Below are 20,214 nucleotides of genomic sequence, written 5' to 3'. Positions count from 1 at the left end.
AGCTCAGTCCCGCCGCTCGTTCATCCGTCGGCCGCGCACCGGGGAGATGTCCACGGGACCGCCGAGCGCCTGTCCCAGTTCGGACCGGTCGCCAGACTGGAACTCGCCGGGCGAGACGGGCTCATCGGCCGTGCCCGCCGCCGGGTCCTCTCCGCGTTCCGGGCTGAGCCGGCCATGGGCCTGCCGCCTGGCACGCGGATTGTCCTGGATGGGGTTGGGCTTGTCGCCGGGGGAGTCACCGGGCTTCCGGTTCTCGTCTTCGCTCATCGATCGGCTCTCCGGCATGAGAGGGAACAAACGCCGCGCGGATTCGGCAGTTGCCGCGCCATCTCGCTGCGCACCTCTCAAGGAGATGGGGCGGTGGAGCCTTGCCAGCGCCCGGCGCGGGACGCAGGCTCCTCCGCAGAATCTTGGAGGGGGAAGAAGCCCATGGCGGATCGCTATGCCGTCGTCACCGGCGCAGGAACGGGAGTTGGACGCGCCGCGGCCCAGGCGCTGCTGGCCGATGGCTGGACCGTGGCCGTTTTCGGCCGCCGCCTCGCGCCGCTGGAGGAGACCATTGCCGGTCAGGCCAGGGGCATCGCCATCACCGCCGATGTGGGCGACCGGGCCCAGGTGGAGGAGGCCTTCGCCCAGGTGAAGCAGCGCTTCGGGAGGCTGGACCTACTGTTCAACAATGCCGGGCGCGGCGCCCCCGCCGTCGATTTCGACGAGCTGTCGCATGAGGACTGGACCGGAGTGGTGGCCGCCAACCTGAACGGCACCTTCTACTGCGCCCAGGCTGCCTACCGGATCATGAAGCACCAGAGCCCGCAGGGCGGGCGGATCATCAACAACGGCTCGATCAGTGCCCATGTCCCGCGGCCCGGTGCCGCGGCCTATACCGCCACCAAGCACGCAGTGACGGGGCTGACCAAGCAGATCGCGCTGGATGGCCGCAAGCATGACATCACCTGCGGCCAGATCGACATCGGCAATGCCGCCACGCCGATGACCGAGCGCATGGTCAAGGGCGTGCCGCAGCCGGATGGCTCAATGATGGTGGAGCCGCGGATGGACGTGGCGCATGTCGGCCGGGCCGTCGCGCACATGGCCGCGCTGCCGTTGGATGCGAACATCCCCTTCATGACCATCATGGCCACGAAGATGCCCTTCCTCGGGCGCGGCTGAGGAGGCCGGGCTCGCCTGCCCGCTCCAGCGGGCGTGCGGGCCGCCGCCCGGCGCGCTACCGCGCGCGGGCGATGCAGAACTCGACGATCCCGGCCATGGCGCGGCGTTCCGGCCCGTCCGGGAAGATGGCGAGGGCATCCAGCGCCCGGTTTCCGTATTGGCGGGCCCGGCCGATGGTGGCAGCCAGGGTGCCGCGCGACTGCATCAGGGCGATCGCCTTTTCCAGGTCACCTTCCGCCTGCTCGCGCTCCTCGAGCACGCGGCGCCAGAAAACCTGCTCCTCCGCATCCGCGGAGTTGAAGGCGAGTAGAATCGGCAGGGTGATCTTGCCTTCGCGGAAGTCGTCGCCCACCGTCTTGCCGAGCGCGGCCTGGCTCGCGGAATAGTCCAGCGCATCGTCCACCAGTTGGAAGGCGACGCCAAGCGAGCGGCCGTATTCCCGCAGCGCCTCCGCCTCCTCCTGCGGGCGGTCGGCGACCACGGCGCCCACCTCGGTAGCGGCGGCAAACAGGGCGGCGGTCTTGCCCTCGATCACCTGCAGGTACTGCTCCTCCGTAGTGGCCGTGTCGTTCTGGGTGACAAGTTGGAGCACCTCCCCTTCCGCAATAGTCGCGGAGGCGGTGGCGAGGATGTCGAGCACCCGCAGCGACCCGTCCGCCACCATGATCTGGAAGGCGCGGGCGAAGAGAAAGTCGCCGACCAGCACGCTCGGCTTGTTGCCGAAGACCGCATTGGCACTGGGAGCGCCGCGGCGGAGCGCGCTCTCGTCGACAACGTCATCATGCAGCAGGGTCGCGGTGTGGATGAATTCCACGCAAGCGGCCAGGGCAACGTGGCGCTGGCCCTGATGGCCGCAGAGTTTCGCCGCGGCGAGGGTGAGCAAAGGCCTGATGCGCTTGCCACCCGCGGCGACGAGATGGGCGGCGAGCTGCGGGATCAGCGCGACCGGGCTTTGCATACGCTCCACGATCAGGCGGTTGCAGGCCTCAAGATCGGTCCGCACGAGTGCCGTAAGTGCCTCGAGGGCATGTTCGGGATCGCGCGCAGAGGTGACGGGCGCGGTGGTGACGCTCACGCGGGCATTGACCTGTCCATGGGGGGCGGCACCATAACGGCGGGGTCCAGGGGCGGCAACCGGCGCCCCCTGCGCCTGGGGGGAGTGCCATGATCCGCGTGCTGCTGTCCGAGGGCGACCCCGTCCGGTTGGGCTTCCTCCAGGCTCTTTTGCGCGACGGCGGGCTGCGGCCCCTGCTGCTGGACAGCCATATCAGCGCCGTGGAGGGCCGCATCGGCGCCTTTCCGCAGCGCCTTGCCGTGCCGGAGGAGGAGGCCTCCGCCGCAGAGGCGTTGTTGCGCGAGGCGGGGGAATGGCGGACGGCCTGAATGATGGCCTAGATCCCGGGACCATCCACACGCTGCTGGGCGGACAGGTGCGGCTGCGGCAGCCAGAAGGCGGGCTTCGGGCCGGGCTGGACGCCGTAATGCTGGCCGCCGCCGTCGAGGCGCGGCCTGGCCAAACCGTGCTGGATGCGGGCTGCGGGCCCGGGGGCGTGTTCCTGAGCGTGCTGGCCCGCTGCCCTGGGGTGCGCGCCGTGGCGGTGGAGCGCGATCCCTCCCTCGCAGCGTTGGCGCGGGAGAATGCAGCCTTGAACGGCTGGGCGGACCGGGTTGAGGTGTTGGAGGGCGACGTGGTGGACCCGGGGCTGCGCGCGCGGCTGCCCCGCTGCGACCATGCAGTGAGCAACCCGCCCTATTGGCCGACAGGCTCGGCGCCGCCCGAAGCCATCCGGGCCGGGGCGACTCATGGCGGCGGGATCGGGCTCGATCCCTGGGCCGGTCTTCTGGCGTCATCGCTCGGACGCGGGGGATGGGCGGGGATGGTGCTGCCGGCGGCCCGACTGGACGAGGGCATCACCGCTCTGCGCAAGGCCGGGCTGGGGGGGATCATGCTGATGCCGCTCTGGCCACGTGCGGGGCGGGCGGCGAAGCGGGTGCTGATCCGCGCCCGGCGCGCTCCGCGCGCGCCAGCGGTGATCCTGCCGGGACTTCTACTGCACGCAAATGAAGGCTGGACGGACGCGGCGGATTCAGTACTGCGTGGAGCTGCCCTGAGCTGGGACACAGGCTGAAAGCGCCCCGGTGGGAAACCGGCGGCCCCTGTGCCGCCGGATGCATGGCTAGTCGCGGCTCTCCGGATGGCGCAACAGCCAGAGCCGCTCATGGGCCGCGACCAGACTTTCCATGTTCTTGCGGCGATTGGTATCGGGCGAAACGGTGCGTCGCGTGAGCATCATCTCAAGAATGCGCAGCATCTCCTCGGCCACCTCGAAGTCACCCTGATCGCAGGCATGGTGGAAGGCGATCAGGATCTTGTCCGTCAGCCGACGCGTGTGCCGGGGCCCTGCCATGGGGCGTCCCGGCGGCTTTGAACCTTCTGGCTCGTCCGCGGCCATGCCGTTTGCAACTCCCCAACCCGTCCAAATCCCGCCCACTTCCGGCGACCGGCTCCCCGCATGGAGAGCACGGGTACAGCATAGCCGCGGAGCGCGATTTCGTGAACGGTCCCAGATCCCTCAACGGCAGCAAACCACGCGTGTTGCAGCAATTGCAGCGAAAATTCGGATAGTGGCGGGCCCGAACCGGGCGTGGGACGAGCCGCCACCCCGCCAGCTGCAACCTGGAGGCGCAGACCCTCCGCCTTTCCTCTACCTACGGCCGCGCCAGGAGGCGCGGCCGCGACGCAGTGGGCTCAATGGCGCGGCGCAACGCCCAAGTCGATCTCGCCCTGTGGCTGCGGCGAGCCGTTGAAGGCGTGGTCGGCGAAGGCCTCTTCCCAGGTTCCGCCCGTGGAGGCGCGGGAATATTCGGTGGAGCGGTTCTCGAAGAAGTTAGCGTGCTCCACGGCGTTCAGCATCTCGTCCAGCCAGGGGAGCGGGTTCTTCTCAATGTGGTACAGCGGCTCGAGACCGAGCTGCTGCAGGCGGCGGTCGGCGATGAAGCGGATGTATTCCTTCGTCTGCGCCGCATCGAGGCCCTGCACGCCGCCCATGTTGAAGGCGAGATCGATGAAGGCGTCCTCGTGGTCCACGATGGTCGCGCAGATGAGGTAGAGGTCGCGGCGCAGTTCCTCGGTCCAAATCTCCGGGTTCTCCTGCACAAAGGTGCGGAAGAGGCGGATGACGGAGAGACAGTGCAGCGTCTCGTCCCGCACCGACCAGGAGACGATCTGGCCCATTCCCTTCATCTTGTTGTGGCGCGGGAAGTTCATGAGGATGGCGAAGGAGGCGAAGAGCTGCAGGCCCTCCGTGAAGGCACCGAAGGCGGCCAGGGTCTTCGCAATCTCGGTTTTGTTCTCGACCGAGAAGTTCTGCATGTAGTCGTACTTGTCCTTCATCTCCTTGTACTGGAGGAAGGCCGAGTACTCGAGTTCGGGCATGCCGATCGTATCGAGAAGATGGCTATAGGCCGCGATATGGATCGTCTCGATATTCGAGAAGGCCGAGAGCATCATGAGCACTTCCGTCGGTTTGAAGACCTGGGAGTAGTGCTTCATGTAGCAATTGTTCACCTCGACATCGGCCTGGGTGAAGAAGCGGAAGATCTGCGTCAGCAGGTTCTTCTCGCCGGGCGTGAGGTTCTTCTGCCAATCCTTCACGTCATCCGCCATCGGCACTTCTTCCGGCAGCCAATGGACGCGCTGCTGCATCAGCCAGGCGTCATAGGCCCAGGGATAGCGGAAAGGCTTGTAGACGGGGTTCGCGGTCAGCAGGTCGAACTGCACGGGCAGCTCGTCGCGATTCATGGCGCCGTCGGGCATGGCGTGGATCCTGGGTACTTGGTGCTGGGCTTGAGCGGTGCCGGCGGGCCGTGGTCCACCGGGCTTGTTTCAGAATGCGGTCGCCTGGAGGGCTCGTCGAATCACACGTGATCGACTTGCGCGTGATCGGCTCACTGGCAGGCGAGGCATTCCTCGTAATCTGCGGCGTTCTGGGCCGGGGCCGCGACGAGCGGCAGCGGCGCCGTCAGGTCGTTCGCGATAATACCGAGCTTCGGCTGCACCGCCACCTTCTCGCTGATGGTGTCGGCCCGCTGCATCGAGAGCGAGCGGCAGTAGTAGAGCGACTTCACACCCTTCTTCCATGCCTGGAAGTGGATCTGGTGCAGGTCGCGCTTGTGGATGTTGGCCGGCAGAAAGACGTTCAGCGATTGGCTCTGGCAGACATAGGGCGTGCGATCGGCCGCATGCTCGATCACCCAGCGCTGGTCCAGTTCGAAGGCGGTCTTGAAGACGTCCTTCTCCTGCTGCGTCAGGAAATCGAGATGCTGTACCGATCCCTTGGTGACGGTGATCGAGGTCCAGGTGTCCTCATCGTCACGACCATGCTTCGCCAAGACCTTCTGGAGATAGGGGTTGCGGACGATGAAGGAGCCCGAGAGCGTCTTGTGGTTGTAGACATTGGCCGCGATGGGCTCGATCCCCGGCGAGGCGCCGCCGCAGATGATGCTGATGCTCGCCGTCGGGGCGATTGCCATCTTGTTCGAGAAGCGTTCCATGATGCCGTATTCCGCGGCATCCGGGCAGGGCCCGCGCTCGGCGGCCAGTTCGCGGCTGGCGGCATCGGCTTGTATGCGAATGTGCTTGAACATTTTCATGTTCCACACCTTCGCGATCACGCTCTCGAACGGAACATTCTGCGACTGCAGGAATGAGTGGAAGCCCATCACGCCAAGGCCGACTGAGCGCTCGCGCATGGCGCTATACTTGGCCTTCGCCATGGTGTCCGGCGCCGTGTCGATGAAGGACTGCAGCACATTGTCGAGGAAGCGCATCACATCAGGAATGAAGCGCGGCTCATCCTTCCAGTCGAACCACGTCTCGCAGTTCAGGGAAGAGAGGCAGCACACAGCCGTGCGGTCGCGGCCATGATGGTCGCGGCCGGTCGGCAGGGTGATTTCGGAGCAGAGGTTGGAGGTCTTCACCTCAAGGCCAGCAAGCTTGTGGTGCTCCGGCCGATGGCGGTTCACATGATCCGAGAAGATCAGGTAGGGCTCGCCCGTCTCGATCCGGGCGGTGAGGATGCGGATCCAAAGCGCGCGCGCGGAGATCTTGCGCACCAAGGCGCCGTCCTTCGGGCTGGTGAAGGCCCATTCCTCATCGGCTTCGACGGCGCGCATGAAGGCGTCGGACACGAGGATGCCGTGGTGGAGGTTCAGCGCCTTGCGATTCGGGTCGCCGCCCGTGGGGCGCCGAATCTCGATGAACTCCTCCACCTCGGGATGGGAGATCGGGAGATAGACGGCAGCCGATCCTCGACGCAGCGAGCCTTGGGAGATCGCGAGGGTCAGGCTGTCCATGACGCGGATAAAGGGCACGACTCCGGAGGTCTTGCCGTTCATCCCCACCTTCTCGCCAATCGAGCGGAGATTGCCCCAGTAGGAGCCGATGCCGCCACCCTTGGAGGCGAGGGCCACGTTCTCGTTCCACAGGCCGACAATGGCATCGAGGCTGTCATCGGCTTCGTTCAGGAAGCAGGAGATGGGGAGGCCGCGCTTCGTGCCGCCGTTGGACAGCACGGGGGTGGCGGGCATGAACCAGAGCTTCGAAATGTAGTCGTAGATTCGCTGCGCATGCGCTGCGTCATCGCCATAGGCGCTGGCCACGCGCGCGAAGAGGTCCTGGTAGGATTCGCCAGGCAGCAGATAGCGGTCGCTCAGCGTGTCCTTGCCGAACGCAGTCAGCAGGGCGTCGCGCGAACGGTCGACCTTAACCTGGCCATGGCCCTCGAGCTGAATGGCATCGAACATCGATCAGAAACCCCTGAATTCCCCCGGACCGGAGGATGCCTCTGGGTGGGTGGTCCGCACAAGATATCGCGCGGCATTGACCAAACGAACCCCAGATGTAGCGGGTTGCCGTTGCGCTCGGGACACGCCTCGGCGGCCCGCTATAGCAAGCATCCTGCGACTCGCGCGAATTCAGCGAGTCGCCGGTTGCAGTTCATCGTTTCACACAACGGAAACATTAATGTGAGGGTGAACAACCCCCGGTATCCACCTAATCCACAGCTTGCTTGTTGCCCCGCCCAGCCCCTCAGCGCAGCGGTGGCGCGTATTGGAGACCGCCCTTGGTCCAGAGCGCATTGATGCCGCGCTGGATACCGAGCGGCGCGAGATTGCGGTCCCACACCTCCGCGAAATTGCCGACCTGCTGTACGATCTGGGCCGCCCAGTCATTGCTCATGCCCATAGTCTGGCCGAGTTCGCCGGAGCGACCGAGGAAGCGCTGTACATCGGGATTCGGATTGTTCGCGAAGCTGTCGATGTTACGGCTGTCGATACCCAGTTCCTCCGCGGTGACCATCGCGAAATGCGCCCAGCGCGCCATGTCGAAGAAGCGCCAGTCACCCTTGCGGATGGCGACGCCCAACGGCTCCTTCGAGATGATGTCAGGCAGAACGAGGAAGCGTTCGGCATTCGCTCCCTGGCTGGCGCGGTAGGTTGCGAGGGCCGAGGCATCGGTGGAGTAGCTGTCGCAGCGGCCAGCCAGGAAGGCGGCGCGCAACTCCTCGATGTTGTCCATGATCACGGGGGTGAAGCGCATGTTGTGGGTGCGGAAGTAGTCGGCGACGTTCAGCTCGTTCGTCGTGCCGGGCAGCAGGCAGATCGTGGCGCCGTCGAGCTGCCTCGCGGAGGTGATTCCCGACTCCGTCTTCACCAGGAAGCCCTGGCCGTCGAAGACGTTGATGCTGGCGAAGGCGAGACCCAGCCCTCCTTCGCGCGACATGCTCCAGGTCGTCACGCGGGCCAGGACATCGATCTCGCCTGATTGAAGCATGGTGAAGCGTTGCGCCGTGCTGGCGGGAACGAAGCGCACCTTGCGGGCATCCCCCAGGACGGCGACCGCGATGGCGCGGCAGGAATCCACGTCGATGCCACGCCACTCGCCCCGGCTGTCCGGCACGCCAAAGCCCGCTGAGTTAGGGGTAACGCCACAGACCAGCGCGCCGCGCGCGCGGATGGCAGCCACCGTGTCGGGGGACGGCTGCGCCATGGCTGGCCAGGCGAGAAGCGCCGCCATCCCGGCGGCCAGGATTGTTTTGAGCATGGTCGGTTTCCCCCAAAGGAACTGCCCCTGCTTTCAGGTGGCGGAACCTATCCTGGCCTGTTCCGCCGCCATTTCCCAGGGCGCCCTTCAGGGCCGGCCGGGGCTCACTCCCACTCGATCGTGCCGGGGGGCTTGCTCGTCACGTCGTAGGCCACGCGATTGATGCCACGCACCTCGTTCACGATGCGGTTCGAGACACGAGACAGGAAGGCGATCTCGAACGGGTAGACATCCGCTGTCATGCCATCGGTGCTCGTCACGGCGCGCAGCGCGCATGCCTGGTCGTAGGTGCGGCCATCGCCCATCACGCCGACGGTGCGCACTGGCAGCAGCACGACGAAGGCTTGCCAGATGGCATCATAGAGGCCGGCGTTGCGGATTTCCTCCAGGAAGATCGCATCGGCCTTCTGCAGGATCGCCACCTTCTCGCGCGTCACCTCGCCGGGGATGCGGATGGCGAGGCCCGGCCCCGGGAAGGGATGGCGCCCGACGATCGCTTCGGGCACGCCCAGCTCGCGGCCGAGCGCGCGGACCTCATCTTTGAACAGCTCGCGCAGCGGTTCGACCAGCTGCATCCGCATACCCTCGGGAAGGCCGCCGACATTGTGGTGAGACTTGATGGTGACGGAAGGGCCGCCGGTGGCCGAGACGCTCTCGATGACGTCCGGATAGAGCGTGCCCTGAGCGAGGAAGTCGGCGCCGCCGATCTTCGCCTGCTCCTCCTCGAACACCTCGATGAACAGGCGGCCGATCGTCTTGCGCTTGATCTCGGGGTCGGTGACGCCAACGAGGGCGCCGAGGAACAGGTCACTCGCGTCGCGGTGGATAAGCTTGATGTTGAAGCGGTCGCGGAAGGTGGAGACCACCTGCTCCGTCTCGCCGCCGCGCATCAGCCCGTGGTCTACATAGATGCAGGTCAGCTGGTCCCCGATGGCCTCGTGCAGCAGCACGGCCGCTACGGAGGAATCGACGCCGCCAGACAGGCCGCACACCACCTTGCCCGTGCCGACCTTGGCGCGGATGCGGGCGATCTCCTCATGGCGGAAGGCGCCCATGGTCCAGTCGCCCTTGGCGCCGCAGATGCTGCGGACGAAGTTCTTCAGCAACGCATGGCCATGCGGGGTGTGCACGACCTCCGGATGGAACTGCACGCCATAGAAGCGGCGGGTGTCGTCGGCGATGGCAGCGAAGGGGGCGCCCTCCGAGGTGGCGACGGCGCGGAAACCGGGCGGCAGCGCCGTTACCCGGTCGCCATGGCTCATCCAGACCTGCTCGCGCGCGCCCTTCTCCCAGACGCCGTGGAACAGGGCGCAATCATCGGCCACCTGCACATGGGCGCGGCCGAACTCCCGGTGGTCGCTCCCCTCCACCTGGCCGCCCAGCTGGGCGCACATGGTCTGCTGGCCATAGCAGATGCCGAGGACGGGCAGCCCCATCCCGAACACTGCCTGCGGCGCGCGGGGGCTTTCCCCCTCGGTGACCGAGGCCGGGCCGCCGGAGAGAATGATTCCCATGGGATCGAAGGCGCGGATCCGCGCCTCCTCGGCGGTGAAGGGCCAGATCTCGCAATAGACGCCCTCCTCGCGGAGGCGGCGCGCGATGAGTTGGGTCACCTGGCTGCCGAAGTCGAGGATCAGCAGGCGCTGGTGGCGCTCGCTTCCGGGCTGGTTGGCATAGGGAGCGTCGGAGGGAGGAGTCGTGTCGGCCATGAAGGCCATCACCACAGAATGGGCCGCGCTTCAACCCTCTCCGAGCGCATCCCCCTCCCGCGTCGCCGCGGTGGCCTCCAGCAGCAGGCCGATTGGGTTCCACAGCACCGCGGTCTGCTCCACCGAACAGCCACCGAAGTGGATCACCTCCCGCCCTACGGGCCGGCCCCCGAGATGGCGATAGAACCAGCCCGCGCCATTGGCGGAGAGCACCCAGAGCATGGCGGAACTGCAGCCAATGGCGGAGAGATGGGCTGCTGACGCGCGCATCAGCCGGCGCCCAATCCCCTGCTCCCGCCAATCCGGCAACAGGTAGAGCGTTTCGATCTCTCCTTCCGCGATGCCTTCCCTCCGGGCGCGAGCCGCGGAGGCAAAGCCCACCACATTCCCGTCCGCCGCACAGGCGACGAAGATAGCCTCCCCGCCCCGCCGGGCGAGCATGCCCCGCAGATAGCCAGCGGCAATCCGGCGCTGGTCCAGCCCTGCGAGATAGGAGTCAGGCAGGATGCCCGGGTAGCTGTCCTGCCAGACCAGGCGGTGGATGGCGCCGACGGCGGGCGCGTCTTCCGGCCGGGCGCGCCGCACCTGGATCATGGTGCACTCCCGGTCGTCACGGGCTCAGGGCCGCCGTCGCAGCACGGCGGCGAAGAAGCCGTCCGTGCCGTGGCTGTGGGGGGCCAAGGCCATATGCGGCCCTTCGCCGGGCGGCGGCCCCTGCATCCCAACCTCCGCCCAGGCCTCGGCCAGGGGCAGCGCGGCGAAGTCGACGTGATGGTCGAGGAAGTCGCGCACCTGCTCTTCATCCTCCCCGGGAAGTACCGAGCAGGTAGCGTAGATCAGCTTCCCGCCGGGGCGCACCAGGGACGCGGCCCGATCGAGGATTGCGCGCTGTTTCGTGATCAGCTCCGCATAGTCGCGGTCGGTCGTGCGGAGCCGTGCATCCGGATTGCGGCGCCAGGTGCCGGTGCCGGTGCAGGGCGCATCCACCAGCACGCGGTCGAAGGTAGCGGCGCGGCGCTTCACCCAGCGGTCACCGGTTTCCAGGAGATGCGTCTCGGCATTGTCCACGCCAGCGCGGCGCAGGCGCTTGGTGGCTCCGGTGAGGCGGGGGGCGGAGACGTCCAGCGCGGCAATGCGGCCGCGGTTGCCCATTGTGGCCGCCATGGCCAGGGTCTTGCCGGCAGCCCCAGCGCAGTAATCAGCCACCTTCATCCCTGGCTTCGCATCGGCCAGCAGGGCGATCAGCTGGCTGCCCTCGTCCTGGATCTCGATGAGCCCATCCTGGAATGCCTGGGTCGCGAGGACCGGTCGGCGGTCCGCAATCCGCAGGCCCCAAGGGGAAATGGGTGTCGGGGTGGTGGGAATGCCCTCAGCCGCCAGGGCCTGGGCTGCGGCCTCCCGCGTGGTGCGAAGCAGGTTCACCCTGAGGTCCAGCGGCGCGGAGCCCTCCAGGCCGGCAGCGGCCTCCGGAAGCGCGTCGCCGAAGCGGGCCCGCAAGCCTGGCAGCGCCCATTCCGGCAGGTTGAGGCGTGTGGCCTCGTCCATCTTCGGATGCAGGAGGGGGCGGCCCTCCAGCTTGGCGAGGAAGCGCCGCTCGTCGTTGCTCAGGGCCCGCTCGGCATATTGCGAACCGTTGAAGGCAGCCTCCACCCCGGCCAGGCCCCCACTTTCGGCGAGGACCATGTAGGCAGCCATCAGCAGCCGCCCGGTGGGGGCGGCGCCGACATGGTCGAGATGCCAGTCGAGCCGCGCCCTCTCCCGCACCACACCCCAGGCGCGGTCGGCGATGGCGCGGCGGTCCCCGCCGCCGATGAAGCGGCGGGCGCGGAAGAAGTCGTTCGCCACCGCGTCGGCGGGACGACGTGGGGCGGCCTCCAGCGCGTCCAGGAGGGAGATGGCGGCGGAGATGCGTGCGAGCGGGGTCATGTCATCCTGACGGAGGTGGTGCGGCCGGTGCGCACCGCCAGGATGCGGCGCGCGAAGGGCCCTACCCTTCCTGGCGGTAGTTCGGGGCCTCACGGGTGATCGCCACGTCATGCACGTGGCTCTCCCGCAGGCCCGCACCGGTGATGCGGCGGAAACGGCAGTTGGTCTGCATCTCGGGAATGGTGGCATTGCCCGTGTAGCCCATGGCCGACTTCAACCCGCCGACGAGCTGGTGGATGACGTTGCCCACCGGGCCCTTGTAGCCAATGCGGCCCTCGATGCCCTCGGGCACCAGCTTCAGCTGGTCCTGGACATCCGACTGGAAGTAGCGATCGGCCGAGCCGCGCGCCATCGCGCCGAGGCTGCCCATGCCGCGATACGACTTGTAGGAGCGGCCCTGGTAGAGGAACACCTCGCCAGGTGCCTCGTCCGTGCCGGCGAAGAGGCTGCCCATCATCACACAATCGGCGCCGGCCGCGATCGCCTTGGCAATGTCGCCCGAGGTGCGGATGCCGCCATCGGCGATGGCCGGCACCCCATGCTCCCGCGCGGCGGCGGCGCATTCCATCACGGCGGTCAGCTGCGGGACGCCCACGCCGGCCACGATGCGCGTGGTGCAGATGGAGCCAGGGCCGATGCCGATCTTCACGCCATCGGCGCCAGCCTCGATTAGGGCCTGCACCGCCTCCGGCGTCGCCACATTGCCCGCGATGATCTGGACGGAGTTGGAGAGGCGCTTGATCACCTCCACCGACTTCAGCACGCCGGCCGAATGGCCATGGGCAGTGTCGACCACGATGATGTCCACATCGGCGGCCACCAGCGCCTCGGCGCGGGCGCGGCCATCCTCGCCCGTGCCGGTCGCGGCAGCCACGCGCAGGCGGCCCATCGCATCCTTCACAGCGTTGGGGTTGGCCTGCGCCTTGTCCATGTCCTTCACGGTGATCAGGCCGACGCAGCGGCCCCTGTCGTCCACCACCAGCAGCTTCTCGATCCGGTGCTTGTGCAGCAGGGAGCGCGCCTTGTCCGGCGTGACATCGGTGGGGACCGTGACCAGGTTCTCCCGCGTCATCAGCTCGTAGACGCGCTGGTTCGGGTCGGTCGCGAAACGCACGTCGCGGGAGGTTACGATGCCGACGAGCCGGCCCGTCTCCGGCTCCACTACCGGGATGCCGCTGATGCGGTGCTGTTCCTGCAGGGCGCGGACATCGGCCAGCGTCTGTTCGGGATGGATGGTGACGGGGTTCACCACCATGCCGCTCTCGAACTTCTTCACCCGACGGACCTGGGCGGCCTGCTCCTCGATGCTGAGGTTCTTGTGGACCACGCCAATGCCGCCGGCCTGGGCCATGGCGATGGCCATGGGACCTTCCGTCACGGTGTCCATCGCGGCGGCGACGAGAGGGATGTTCAGCCCGATCTCACGCGTGATCCGGGTGCGGGTGTCGGCCTGGTTCGGCAGGACCTTGGAGTAGCCCGGGACGAGGAGGACGTCGTCGAACGCATAGGCCTCCTCGAGGCGGGCGAGGAAGCGAGTCTGGGTAGTATCGGGTGCCATTGAGCGGGGGCCTCTCGGGACGGGGCGGCGCTGCCTTGGCGATCCCTCCTACGCTTGTTGAGGCCCGTGCCGCAAGGCCGGCCGCATGACGCCAGCGAGAGGCTGCCCCCCGCCGCCGGCTTGGGTTGCGGTCCGGCGCTGCAAAGCCGGTGGCACTGGCCTAGGCTGCGGCTCAGCGGCCTACCTCAGCGTCCCGGCCCAGCCCCCTGCCCGCCCCGGAAGCCCTGCGCGACCACATACATCTCGGCGCTATCCTTGCGGCTTGCGGGCGGCTTGGCGTGGCGCACCGTGGCGTAGTCGCGCTTGAGTGCGTTCAGCAGCTCACGCTCGGTCCCACCCTGGAAGACCTTGGCCACGAAGGCGCCGCCCGGTGCCAGGACCTTGCGCGCGAAATCCGCCGCCAACTCCACCAGGGCAAGGATCCGCAGGTGGTCGGTCGCGTTGTGGCCGGTGGTGTTGGGCGCGATGTCCGACATCACCAGATCGGCCTGGCCCGCCAGGGCGTCCAGCACCGCGCGCTCGGCTTCCTCCTCCTGGAAGTCACCCTGCAGGACGATCGCACCATTCATGGGCTCCATCGGCAGAATATCCAGTGCAACCACCTTGCCCCTCTCGCCAGCGCGCCGGACCGCGACCTGTGTCCAGCCGCCGGGAGCGGCGCCCAGATCCACGATGCGCTGGTGCGACTGGAACAGCTTGAAACGCTCGTCCAGCTCGAGGATCTTGAAGGCGGCCCGAGAGCGGTAGCCCGCGGCCTTGGCGGCCTTCACATAGGGGTCGTTCAGCTGGCGCTCGAGCCACTTCTGGCTGGCGGTGGTGCGGCCCCTGGCGGTGCGCAGGCGCGTGGTGAGGTTGCGGGCGCCCCCCATTTTGCTGGATTCAGTCACGGATCAGTCCTTGGGTAGCGTTCAGGCGCCGCGGCGGGCGCGGCGGCGGTCCCGCATCGCCCGCAGCAGCAGCCCTTCGCGCAGGCCACGATCGCAGACAGTGATGCCAGCCGCCGGCCAGACCTCGCGGATGGCTGCGTAGATGGCGCATCCCGGGAGGACGAAATCAACCCGCTCCGGCCCAATGCAGGGATGCGCGGCCAGGCCAGCGCGGCCCATCGCCCGAAGCGCCTCCAGCGCCCGGTCTGCGCAGCTCATCTTCAGGTCATGCCCGTCCACCGCTGCGCGGCTGTAGCGCGGCAGGTCCAGCGCGATGCCGGCCAGGGTGGTGACAGTGCCGGAGGTGCCCATCAGCCGCACCCCGCCCCCACGCATCTCCTGGCGGATCCGGTGGACCGAATCGAAGGCCTCGAAGCGGGCAGCCACCTCCTGGACGACCCGGTCGAACCCCTCGCCCCCGAAGCAGGCGGCGCCGTCGCGCTCAACCAGGGTGACGACGCCGAGCGGGACGGAGATGGTGCCGATCAACCGTGGCCGCCCCGGCTCGTCGGTGCGGATCCAGGCGATTTCAGTCGATCCACCGCCGATGTCGAAGAGCAGGGCGCGCCGGTCCTCCGGGCGGAAGAGAGGGGCGCAGGATTCCATGGCCAGCTCCGCCTCCTCCCGGGCCGGAATGACGCGGATGGGCGCGCCGAGGGCCTTTTCCGCCCGCTGTATGAAGCGCGGTCCGTTAGTGGCGCGGCGGCAGGCCTCGGTGGCGACCGCCTGTACGACCTGGATGGGGCGGCGGGCCAGCTTTTGGCCGCAGGCCTCCAGCGCCGCCTCCGCACGGTCCATGGCGGCATCCGAAAGGGCACCGGTGGAGCTCAGCCCTTCGCCGAGGCGGACGATGCGGCTGAAGCTATCCAGCACCCGGAACCCCCCGGGTCCGGAGGGACTGGCGACCAGCAGGCGGCAGTTGTTCGTGCCCAGATCCAGCGCGGCATAGATCGGCGCCCCCCAGGAGAGATGGCCTGAGGGAAGACTGGTGGGCGGCACCGGGGGGCCCTCCCCCCGCCTGCCACCCGGCGGCTGGTGGGCGTTCCGGGTTTGCATGGCAATGGTCGACGAATGATCCGCTTGCAAATGGGGTGGGGCAAGCCCTTATTCCACCCGCGCGTCACGGGGCGGGTTGCAGGGCCGTCCGCACCGGGCTATAGGGCGCCCCGCCTGCCGTTGGGGAATAGTTTAACGGTAGAACTCCCGACTCTGACTCGGGCAGTCTTGGTTCGAATCCAGGTTCCCCAGCCACTCCGGCACAAGCTTCTGATCTCACAGTGAACGTTGGTGATCGCGCCCACCCCAGGCGGCGAGACGCACAACTGTGACACATCACTGGGCCACAACGGCGCAGGTCAGTCCGGATCCAGCCCCGCGCCGAGCCTGCTCTCCCTACCTCGTTCCCGCCCATCTCACCCACCGCAGCGGCATCTGGTACTGGCGCCGCCGCCTCCCCGCCCCCCTCGTGCGAGGCACAAACCTCGCGAGCGGAAATCCGACGGTCCGGCTATCCTTGCGGACGCGCGATCGCCGCATAGCCATCTCCCGGGCCCGGCAACTGGACGCGCTGCTCGAAAGGACGGCCGCCATGGATGCTTCCGGGACGATCACCGCAGCCCAGTTCGCCGGCCTTGCACGCGACCACATGCACTCGCTGCTCGAGGCGGCGCGTGCCCGGCGCGCACCGGACCCAGTCCTTGCGACTGGCGGGGACGTTGAGGTCTCCCTCGACCCCGACCTCGCCAACAGGATCCTCGACTTCGTCCTCGCGGCGGAGGACGCACCCCCCGATGACGACCCTACGGACTCCCATCTCAGTCTCGCTGGTCGCGATGGCGGCCCAATTCACCTTCCCGACGACCTGACGGCGCCGCTCATAGTCGCAGTCGGATCGGCGCAACCGCCCGAGCGCCCGATGCGGCGCAGCACCCTCGCCGGGGCCCTGCGCCGGTCCCAGGCGGCCCTCGGCCGCGCCGTGGTAGTCAGGCGCGCCCTCATGGTGAACGACGGCGCCTTGGCCCGCGAGATGGTGGTCAGCGCCGCTACCGCCGCCGGCGTCGAGATCACGCCCGAGGTCCGGCCGCTCCTTGAGCGTGTCGGCCTACGGGTGCTGGAGGGCGTGTTCCGCGAGGAGGCCGCGCGGGAGGCAGGCATCTACAAGAGCGTTCCGGAAGAGGACCCGTCCCTGGCCGCCCTCCATCTGCATCCGAGCACCCCGCAGGAGGCGCGAACACCCTCGGTCGCGCCCGGCGAGATTGCTGCTCCTGCACTGCCCGCTGTGGCGCCGGAGCCTTGCCAGACAACTGCGGTACCCGCCGAGCCGTCAGCCGCAGCGCCCCCCTCCACTGCGCCCGCCGTGTCGCTCTCCTCTCTCGTCGAGCCGTTCTTCGGCAAAAGGACGCGCGACAAAATCCGCCAGCAAGGCATGGCCCAGGAGCGCACAACCCTCCGCCTCTTCTTCGAAATCGTCGGTGACCGCCCCGTGCGGGAGTACAGACGCCAGGACATCACAGCCTTCCTCGATACCCTGCGTCGCCTTCCCTCTCGCTACGGGAAGTCGCCGAAGGATAAGGACCTCTCGGTCCAGGAATTGATCGAGCGCGCGGACGAGACTGACGCACAGCGACTGACGGACAAGACAGTCAAACGCCACCTTTCCGCCCTCTCCGTGTTTTTCAAGCTTGCCGTGGATCGCGGCCACCTCACCCTGACCGAGCGGAACGACATCATTGGCGAGCACGACTTCTCGCTCGATGACGCTCGCGAAGCGCGCGACCAGTGGACAGGAGAGGAGCTACGCCAGCTGTTCTCCTCCGCTGTCTGGACCGGCCGTGATCCCTCCCGGCGTTCCGCTCCGGGAACGGCGATCACTCGCGACGCCCGGTTCTGGATCCCACTGCTATGCATCTTTGAGGGCACGCGACTTGAGGAGGTCGCCGACCTCCGTCGGAAGGACGTCAGGAACGAGGCTGGCGTCTGGCAGATGGAGATTACAACAGAGCATCGGCGTCTGAAGAACAACAGCGCGAAGCGTGCGGTCCCGATCCACCCGGAACTCATTCGGCTGGGCTTCCTGGAGTATGTCGCGCGCATCGCCCCGCAGCCGACCGATCCGCTCTTCCCCGATCTTGAGCCTCAGGGAGCTGACCAGAAGCGAGGCCCGCGTATCACGCGGTGGTTCGTGGAGTATCGTCGGGACATCGGCGTCTTTCGCGAAGGCGCCGGCGCCCACGCGTTTCGCCATAACGTCAACACCCGCTTGCGCGAGGAGCTGCACGACTACTCCGACCAGCTGCGCCTGAGCTATCTCCTCGGCCACGCCAGTGGAACGGGCGAGGGTGATGCCGATATGATAAGGGGCGCGAGGCACATGCAGTGGCAGCGTTGTTGGCCCGGCTTACATATCCGGAGGTCAACCTCGCCCACCTGCACATTCGAGAAGACCGCGATTTTTCAGTGCCGAGCGACTGGTGAGAAAGGAACCGCTTTGACTGTTGGGTCGCCAGGATCCCCAACTCGGCTTCGAGATTCTTTTACTGGTTCAGGGTCTTAGGTCGGCTTGTGGGGAATGTGTGACATAGATGTGTGACGGTCAAGAAGTGAGAGATGGTAGGGGCGGAAGGGATCGATATCGACGGCTATTAAGCTTGTTCCTCTCTGCATAGGCCTACGGTGTTGCGGCACTCGGGCTGCGCCCCTCGTCCGGCCCAATGGGTACGGCGACGGCCTGGTCTCGGTCTGACCTTGGTGTGGAGCGCGCGTGCACCGGCGCGCCCTGAAGGCGCGCGTCCTGATCACACGCCCCAGGTCACGCCTTCGCGTGGGGGAAAGGCCTAGAAACGGCTCAGGGCCGCTTCGCGCCGAGGCTGTGTGAAAACACGGCATCTGGGCTTTGGCGATCCTGGTCCAATCCGCTGCTGGTAGTGGCCTGCCCGGTTCGGCTGACACGCGGAGGGATGCGGCTGTGCTGCGCGAGGCGCAGCTCGGTCCCTATCTCGCCGGGAGAGCTGCCAGCAGTGGCTCGATGCCGCAGATCGCGATCACCCGCTTCATGTTGTAGGCCAGCACGTGCAGGCTCATCTCCGTGCTGACCCGCCGCAGGCCACGAGTGAGGAAGTGGGTGGCACCCATCCACGCCTTGATCGTGCCGAAAGGATGCTCAGCCGTCCACCGTCGCACCCGCATGGCATCTGGCTTCAGGTCAAGGCGTCGCTGCATGGCGTCAACGACGTGCTCATGCTCCCAACGCTTGATGCGGCGTTCCTTGCCGGTCGTACATTGCGCTTTCATCGGGCACGTCTGACAGGTGCTGGCCCAGTAGGCACGGATCGTCATCCCGTTCTCGACGCTGTTGCAACGCCAGGTCAGCCGCTCCCCGGCCGGGCATCGGTACTCGTCAACCTCGGGCAGGTAGATGAAGTCCTGCTTGCCGAAGCGTCCCGCGGCCTTGGCACCCGAGGTCTGTGGCTTGGGCACGAGAGGCGTGATGCCGGCCCTCTCGCAAGCGAGGATCTCCTCGCCGGCGAAGTAGCCCCGGTCAGCGAGGCCGGTCAGCCCCTCGTGACCCATGGCGTTCCGCGCCCGCTCCGACATGCCCGAAAGCTGGGCGCGGTCGTTGCCGATGTTCGTTACCTCGTGCGCCACGATCAGGTGGTGCTCCGTGTCTACCGCCGCCTGCACGTTGTAGCCGACGATCCCCGAATCCTTGGCGCTCGTCGCCATCGCCCGCGCGTCCGGGTCGGTGATCGAGACCTGCCCGTCGGGTGCGGTGCGGACCGCCTCCTCCATCTCGTGCAGCTGCTCCATCCGCCGCGCCAGGCTCGCCAGCCTGTCCTCCAGCCGGGCAGTCCTCACCCGAGCCGTCTCGTCCTCCTGCCGGTCTGCCGTCTCCAGCGCGGCCAGGTAGCGCGCGACACTCGCCTCAACCTGGGCCATGCGGCGCCGGACAAGGTTGGGGGTGTAGCTCGTCGGCCTTGAATAACCCCATCAGGCTGCGTGGGCGGTGATCTGGTCGCGTTTCGCCCGGTCGATCGCCTGGATGAGGCTGGCGATGAGAGCGGCCAAAAGAGCTCTGAGGTGGGCGAGGATCTTGCGGATGTTGTGACCGCAGCCGCAGAGCACGGCGAAGATGGCGTCGCCGAGGGTGCCCCTGAGGGCGCAGCGGGCGAGGCGTCCGTCGGTCTTCATGTGGCCGATCTCGGGTTCGATGGCGCTGCGGCGCCGGAGCAGTCTTGTCAGCCTCGGCGTCAGGCCGCGCCGTGTGCCGCTGATGAGGACCTTCGTGCCGTGGGCGCCATGGCCGCGGTAGCCGCGATCGACCACAGCGAGGCTGGGGCATCGCCCGGTGAGGGTTTCGACCTGCTGGAGGGCGTCCGCGAGGGTGTGTCCGTCATAGGGATTGCCGGGCATGGAGCGCATGCCGACGACGAAGCCGCCGGCGAGCGTGGTGGCGATGCTGACCTTGCAGCCGAACTCGTAGCGGATGCGGGCCTTGCCCTTGGAGATGCAGTCCACCTCCGGCTCGTGCAGGGCGTAGATCTTGTTCGGGGCTTTCGGCGTCTGTCGCAGCAGGCGCGTGACGAGCGCGATGCGCTGCTCGATCCGTGTCCGCAGCCGCTCGTCAGGGACGGCGCCGATCTTGCGGCCGATGTCGCGCAGGACGCGGCCCGTGTAGCCCTTTAGCGTGCGCAGCACCTTGCGCATGCGCCGGAACTGCCGGGCATGGGCGTGCCGCCCCGCTTGCGCTGCCAGGCGCGGAGCCAAGCGGTTGTAGTTCTGCCGCAAGGTGATCCTGGCCTTGTGCGCCAGCGTCACCAGGGA

General features: G+C 67.5%; 17 protein-coding genes, 1 tRNA gene and 2 pseudogenes. 6 read left to right on the top strand and 14 right to left on the bottom strand.

Annotated features, from left to right (window positions below):
- Positions 1 to 3: 3 nt before the first annotated feature.
- On the bottom strand, positions 4 to 267 hold the full coding sequence (locus GSE44_RS11140; protein WP_235924722.1) for a hypothetical protein: 264 nt from the start codon (positions 265 to 267) through the stop codon (positions 4 to 6).
- A 162-nt stretch (positions 268 to 429) separates the two neighbouring features.
- Here GSE44_RS11140 and GSE44_RS11135 point away from each other — a divergent pair, with 162 nt between their 5' ends.
- Positions 430 to 1,170 (top strand): SDR family oxidoreductase, encoded by a 741-nt coding sequence (locus tag GSE44_RS11135; RefSeq protein WP_159348873.1) that lies wholly within the window; start codon positions 430 to 432, stop codon positions 1,168 to 1,170.
- A 55-nt stretch (positions 1,171 to 1,225) separates the two neighbouring features.
- Here the strand turns inward: GSE44_RS11135 and GSE44_RS11130 are convergent, their stop codons facing one another.
- A complete protein-coding gene (locus GSE44_RS11130) occupies positions 1,226 to 2,245 on the bottom strand; it encodes a polyprenyl synthetase family protein (protein ID WP_235924721.1) in 1,020 nt (339 codons plus the stop codon).
- Between the two features lie 89 nt (positions 2,246 to 2,334).
- Here GSE44_RS11130 and GSE44_RS11125 point away from each other — a divergent pair, with 89 nt between their 5' ends.
- Together GSE44_RS11125 and GSE44_RS11120 are read left to right on the top strand one after the other, a co-directional pair.
- Complete coding sequence (locus GSE44_RS11125; protein ID WP_328799071.1) at positions 2,335 to 2,553, top strand: putative signal transducing protein; 219 nt, start codon at positions 2,335 to 2,337, stop codon at positions 2,551 to 2,553.
- Positions 2,538 to 3,299 (top strand): tRNA1(Val) (adenine(37)-N6)-methyltransferase, encoded by a 762-nt coding sequence (locus GSE44_RS11120; protein WP_159348872.1) that lies wholly within the window; start codon positions 2,538 to 2,540, stop codon positions 3,297 to 3,299. Before GSE44_RS11125 ends, GSE44_RS11120 begins: the two co-directional genes overlap by 16 nt.
- 48 nt (positions 3,300 to 3,347) lie before the next feature.
- Here the strand turns inward: GSE44_RS11120 and GSE44_RS11115 are convergent, their stop codons facing one another.
- The 10 genes from GSE44_RS11115 to GSE44_RS11070 all read right to left on the bottom strand — a co-directional run bounded on the left by GSE44_RS11115 (position 3,348) and on the right by GSE44_RS11070 (position 15,393).
- Entirely contained in the window at positions 3,348 to 3,578 is a 231-nt protein-coding gene (locus GSE44_RS11115) for a hypothetical protein (protein WP_235924720.1), read from the bottom strand.
- A 341-nt stretch (positions 3,579 to 3,919) separates the two neighbouring features.
- The gene (locus tag GSE44_RS11110; RefSeq protein WP_159348870.1) at positions 3,920 to 4,987 is read right to left on the bottom strand and encodes a ribonucleotide-diphosphate reductase subunit beta; all 1,068 of its coding nucleotides are present in this window, start codon (positions 4,985 to 4,987) and stop codon (positions 3,920 to 3,922) included.
- Between the two features lie 131 nt (positions 4,988 to 5,118).
- Positions 5,119 to 6,975, bottom strand: a complete 1,857-nt coding sequence (locus tag GSE44_RS11105) for a ribonucleoside-diphosphate reductase subunit alpha (protein WP_159348869.1) — start codon at positions 6,973 to 6,975, stop codon at positions 5,119 to 5,121.
- A gap of 286 nt (positions 6,976 to 7,261) precedes the next feature.
- A complete protein-coding gene (locus GSE44_RS11100; protein WP_159348868.1) occupies positions 7,262 to 8,275 on the bottom strand; it encodes an amino acid ABC transporter substrate-binding protein in 1,014 nt (337 codons plus the stop codon).
- A 104-nt stretch (positions 8,276 to 8,379) separates the two neighbouring features.
- Entirely contained in the window at positions 8,380 to 9,984 is a 1,605-nt protein-coding gene (gene guaA / locus GSE44_RS11095; protein ID WP_201306032.1) for a glutamine-hydrolyzing GMP synthase, read from the bottom strand.
- A 30-nt stretch (positions 9,985 to 10,014) separates the two neighbouring features.
- Positions 10,015 to 10,578, bottom strand: coding sequence for a GNAT family N-acetyltransferase (locus GSE44_RS11090; RefSeq protein ID WP_159348867.1), 564 nt, complete (start codon positions 10,576 to 10,578; stop codon positions 10,015 to 10,017).
- Positions 10,579 to 10,602: 24 nt separating this feature from the next.
- Positions 10,603 to 11,910 (bottom strand): RsmB/NOP family class I SAM-dependent RNA methyltransferase, encoded by a 1,308-nt coding sequence (locus GSE44_RS11085; RefSeq protein ID WP_159348866.1) that lies wholly within the window; start codon positions 11,908 to 11,910, stop codon positions 10,603 to 10,605.
- A 61-nt stretch (positions 11,911 to 11,971) separates the two neighbouring features.
- Positions 11,972 to 13,468, bottom strand: a complete 1,497-nt coding sequence (gene guaB, locus GSE44_RS11080; protein WP_159348865.1) for an IMP dehydrogenase — start codon at positions 13,466 to 13,468, stop codon at positions 11,972 to 11,974.
- Positions 13,469 to 13,653: 185 nt separating this feature from the next.
- Positions 13,654 to 14,337 (bottom strand): RlmE family RNA methyltransferase, encoded by a 684-nt coding sequence (locus GSE44_RS11075; RefSeq protein ID WP_159348971.1) that lies wholly within the window; start codon positions 14,335 to 14,337, stop codon positions 13,654 to 13,656.
- 39 nt (positions 14,338 to 14,376) lie between these two features.
- Positions 14,377 to 15,393 carry a Ppx/GppA phosphatase family protein gene (locus tag GSE44_RS11070; RefSeq protein WP_235924719.1) on the bottom strand — a complete coding sequence of 339 codons (1,017 nt, stop codon included), beginning with the start codon at positions 15,391 to 15,393 and terminating at the stop codon, positions 14,377 to 14,379.
- 178 nt (positions 15,394 to 15,571) lie between these two features.
- On the opposite strand from GSE44_RS11070, the gene GSE44_RS11065 reads away from it, so the two are divergent.
- The 3 genes and pseudogenes from GSE44_RS11065 (at position 15,572) to GSE44_RS11060 (ending at position 17,947) form a co-directional block, all read left to right on the top strand.
- A tRNA-Gln gene (locus GSE44_RS11065) sits at positions 15,572 to 15,645 on the top strand.
- A gap of 73 nt (positions 15,646 to 15,718) precedes the next feature.
- Positions 15,719 to 15,961: pseudogene (locus GSE44_RS26475) on the top strand (DUF6538 domain-containing protein); the annotation flags it as partial.
- A 21-nt stretch (positions 15,962 to 15,982) separates the two neighbouring features.
- Entirely contained in the window at positions 15,983 to 17,947 is a 1,965-nt protein-coding gene (locus GSE44_RS11060) for a site-specific integrase (protein WP_159348863.1), read from the top strand.
- 437 nt (positions 17,948 to 18,384) lie between these two features.
- On the opposite strand, the pseudogene GSE44_RS11055 reads toward GSE44_RS11060, so the two are convergent.
- Both GSE44_RS11055 and GSE44_RS11050 read right to left on the bottom strand, forming a co-directional pair.
- A pseudogene (locus GSE44_RS11055) lies at positions 18,385 to 19,371 on the bottom strand (IS1182 family transposase); the annotation flags it as partial.
- 9 nt (positions 19,372 to 19,380) lie between these two features.
- Positions 19,381 to 20,214 (bottom strand): IS5 family transposase (locus GSE44_RS11050; protein WP_159348861.1); only part of this gene is annotated, 834 nt, incomplete at its 5' end.

The sequence above is a fragment of the Muricoccus harenae genome (assembly GCF_009848505.1).
Classification (GTDB): Bacteria; Pseudomonadota; Alphaproteobacteria; order Acetobacterales; family Acetobacteraceae; genus Roseomonas; species Roseomonas harenae.
This window is presented reverse-complemented; position numbering and strand designations above follow the sequence as displayed.